This is a genomic window from Limnobacter sp. CACIAM 66H1 (assembly GCF_001601825.1).
Taxonomy (GTDB): Bacteria; Pseudomonadota; Gammaproteobacteria; order Burkholderiales; family Burkholderiaceae_B; genus Limnobacter.
The window spans coordinates 1-3,067 of sequence record NZ_LUJK01000099.1; the positions used below are offsets into that span (position 1 = coordinate 1).

General features: G+C 54.4%; 2 protein-coding genes and 1 pseudogene. 1 reads left to right on the plus strand and 2 read right to left on the minus strand.

All coding sequences use genetic code 11. From position 1 onward, the window contains the following. Window positions 1–226: 226 nt before the first annotated feature. Complete coding sequence (locus A0129_RS15630) at window positions 227–481, minus strand: twin-arginine translocation signal domain-containing protein (protein WP_291716311.1); 255 nt, start codon at window positions 479–481, stop codon at window positions 227–229. 311 nt (window positions 482–792) lie between these two features. Here A0129_RS15630 and A0129_RS15895 point away from each other — a divergent pair, with 311 nt between their 5' ends. Continuing rightward, complete coding sequence (locus A0129_RS15895; protein ID WP_367190013.1) at window positions 793–1,176, plus strand: WGR domain-containing protein; 384 nt, start codon at window positions 793–795, stop codon at window positions 1,174–1,176. Window positions 1,177–1,592: 416 nt separating this feature from the next. Here the strand turns inward: A0129_RS15895 and A0129_RS15635 are convergent. Continuing rightward, a pseudogene (locus A0129_RS15635) lies at window positions 1,593–3,067 on the minus strand (hypothetical protein); the annotation flags it as partial.

The window sequence follows — 3,067 nt, forward strand, 5'->3', positions numbered from 1 at the left end:
GTTTTTCCCTCGCCGGGCCAGACGTTCGTCTCTATGCCAATCGTCCAGGGTTGACCGTTCCGCCTCTCGAAAGCAAATGTCACCTCGAGCGACTGATTACGAGCATCCTTGACGTGCCCTCCCCAGGACGCGCCGCGCACCGTCAAACGGCGGCGCAAAACGCCACCCTCCGACTTCAAAGTCTGAGATTCGGAGTCCCAGGTCGCATATTCGCTCGGGGTGCATGTCAAACCAGGGCGTTCGGTCCGAACGCCAAGACCTCCAGCACCCAGTCATCATGCATCACGGATGTGTCCGGAGAGACGCGGCGGACGGCGACACTCTTTTCATCGTTGGAAAGGCTGAAGATCAGATCCGCCCCGGAATCTTTGTCCAGAGGCCCGCCCAACGCCAGATTGGTAGTCGCCGTAATGATAGGAGTCGCTGCCGCGCCACCAAGGAAATCTCGGCGGCTGATGCCTGCGGCCTTCTTCACGCCCACGAGTGGATTTGGTCCCCGGCGCACATCCATCTTGCGTTCCCCCGCGCTACAGTGGCTTACAGTTCAGCCACGCCCACAGACAGACGCATTACAAGCCTCGAAAGGGCAGCATGCAGGGTGTGATTGAACAATATAACCAGCGTGCACTGTTTCAACTTACAATCTGAGATATCCACAATGAAGTAGTCTGGGAAGCGCGGTAAGATTCGTTGTCGACGCTCAACAATAGACGCTTGATGCAGCGCATGTGAGCTCAACTGCGCCCCTTAATTGGAACTGGGCCGGGGCATGTCTGTGAACTGGTGGGGCGGATGCCCCCTCAGTTCACATGTTCGCGATCCTTGTTTCCCACTAAGGCACTAAGGGTCAACTTGGTTCTCTCAAAAGTCTCTACATGCCAGCCGCGTGACCTTCTACGACTACTTCCCCCAGGCACGGCCAAAATCACAGGAGGGCAAGCTGTGAGCGACGTCTATCTCACCCGCGTGGACGCCAGCCAGAACATGGCGCGTTACTGCCGCATGACGGTGCAGCCGACGCTCTTCGGTAAGTGGTCGCTGGTAAGGGAGTGGGGACGCGTTGGGCGCGGTGGACAGGTTCGTGTGGTGCCATACCCGTCAGAAGGTGAAGCCGCCGAGGCTATGAGTGAACTCTTGAGGCGCAGGGCCAGACGCGGATATGCTATCGTGGGCTAGGAGTGTTTTCAGTTGTGACGGCTACCGTTGCCTCGCATCCAGTAAGATCACTGACCTCAGCATTGGTGTGAGAGCATCATCATTCACCTTCTGCCACGCTTTCTGGTCTATTTGCGGCGTCCTTGCTGCCAGCCCACTACATAACTCAAGCGTGGACGAGACCAAATCCTGCAACGGGATATTAACGGAACGGATGTGTTCAGATACTGTTTTTCCAGAATGCTTTTCGATCTCAGCGAAAAAATCTTGTGCGCACTCGCTACCAAACTGAAAGGCGGCTCTCATTTTAGACCTTTCTTCCACGCTCAAGTTTTCCACGTAGGTTTTAAACGCCTCCAAACGTTGTGTTTCAGAAGGTAGGTCCACAGCCAGGGCGGTATTGTATAAAAATACGGTTGCGAGAACTGATATTGACCTCATGGCTCTACGTAGATTCCCATTTTCTTTAATTGTCGCACGCGGTCCTCTGCGTACGCAGCGTCTGGATTATAAGAAGAGTTTGCACTGCTGTCTGCGATTTCCACCATCCTAGTGCCTACATCTGACGCCCCCATACCGGTACTCGCCACCTGCTGAACAAACCAACCTGATACCCAATTTGTAATGTAGTCGATTAGACTTGAAGCCGGTTCTAACGGTGCCTGAGTAATAAATCCGCCGATGTCAGAAAAGGCACCCGCCCTTGCGATTCCATCAGCTCGCTTCTGGCGAAACTTAGCAGCGTCCGCGTTAGCTGTCGGATTGGTATTTAGGGATGCTTTCACGACATTGGGAGCTGCCGAATAGCGGCTCGTCGGGATGTTCCCAAATACGGCAGGAGGGCCAACGCCGTTACCGTTATCAGGTGTTGCGCCGCCTCCGGTTGAGGGAGGGTTCGTGGGATCAGTCGGACCGACCGGATCTGGCGGATCCACAGGGTCTACTGGTGGTGTAATGACCTGGTCGGGCCGCAGCGTTACGGAGACGAAGATATTCGCGCGGAAGGCGTCGGGATCATTGCGATATTGGTCGAGTACGTTGATCTTTGTTCCAGTGTCAGAGCATTCACCCCAGTTCGCGCATTGAATAAACGTATCCTGGGTTGCATCGTCGTCGGGCACGATTTGGACTGGTATAGGTTTTCCCGCTGTCCCGACAGAACGCGCGCTGAGGTTCACATTGTTGTTGTTGGCAACGATCTTACCGTTCGAGCCAGCGTAGATAGCATTGGCTGGAGTTGTACCTGCAAGGCCAATCCCAAAGAAGCCCGCAGAATTGCTGAAATCTACGGTGGCATTCAGGTAAACGTCCATCGTGAAATCGCTGTAAGAAAGGATCTCCAGGTAGGAACTGTTTGCTGGAGCGACGATATCACTTTCTATGTAGACAGCACCTGTACGCCCGTAACTTGCGGAACTCGTAGTCAGGAAGATCCAAACATAAGAGTTTGTCAGCAGCATCTGTTCGACGCGCTCAGCAGGCAGATATGCAGTCGTGTTCGGGCCAAAAAGATTAGGTATCAAAGAGTTGGAGAACTCGTTGATACCCCCTGATAAATTCGGGTTCGTCGAGGGGATGTCCCCAATGATCACGCTATGGGGATCAAGCAGCAGCTGACCGCCGAGCCCATTGGCAGCTGTTGTGTTCACATTGCCAAGGAACTGCAAATCATACGGGCTTGATACCTCGACAAATCCGCCATTGCCTGCTTCTGCGCCACCACGGGCGAGGACTTCGCCTGAGAAGTGCGTAGCATAGTCACCCCACAGGATAACCTTGCCGCCATCGCCGCGGGTTGTGGCAGACGCGTCAAGCGTAGAGGCCTGATCGACTAATAGATAGTTGGCTGTGGGGATAAGATAGTCTTCGTAAGGCGCCAGCGGATTAGCAGTGCGATCCCCGCCCTTGTAGT

Excerpts from the sequence above, each read along its gene's own strand:
- A0129_RS15895 (WP_367190013.1), top strand. The coding sequence starts at position 793 with ATGCCCCCTCAGTTCACATGTTCGCGATCCTTGTTTCCCACTAAGGCA.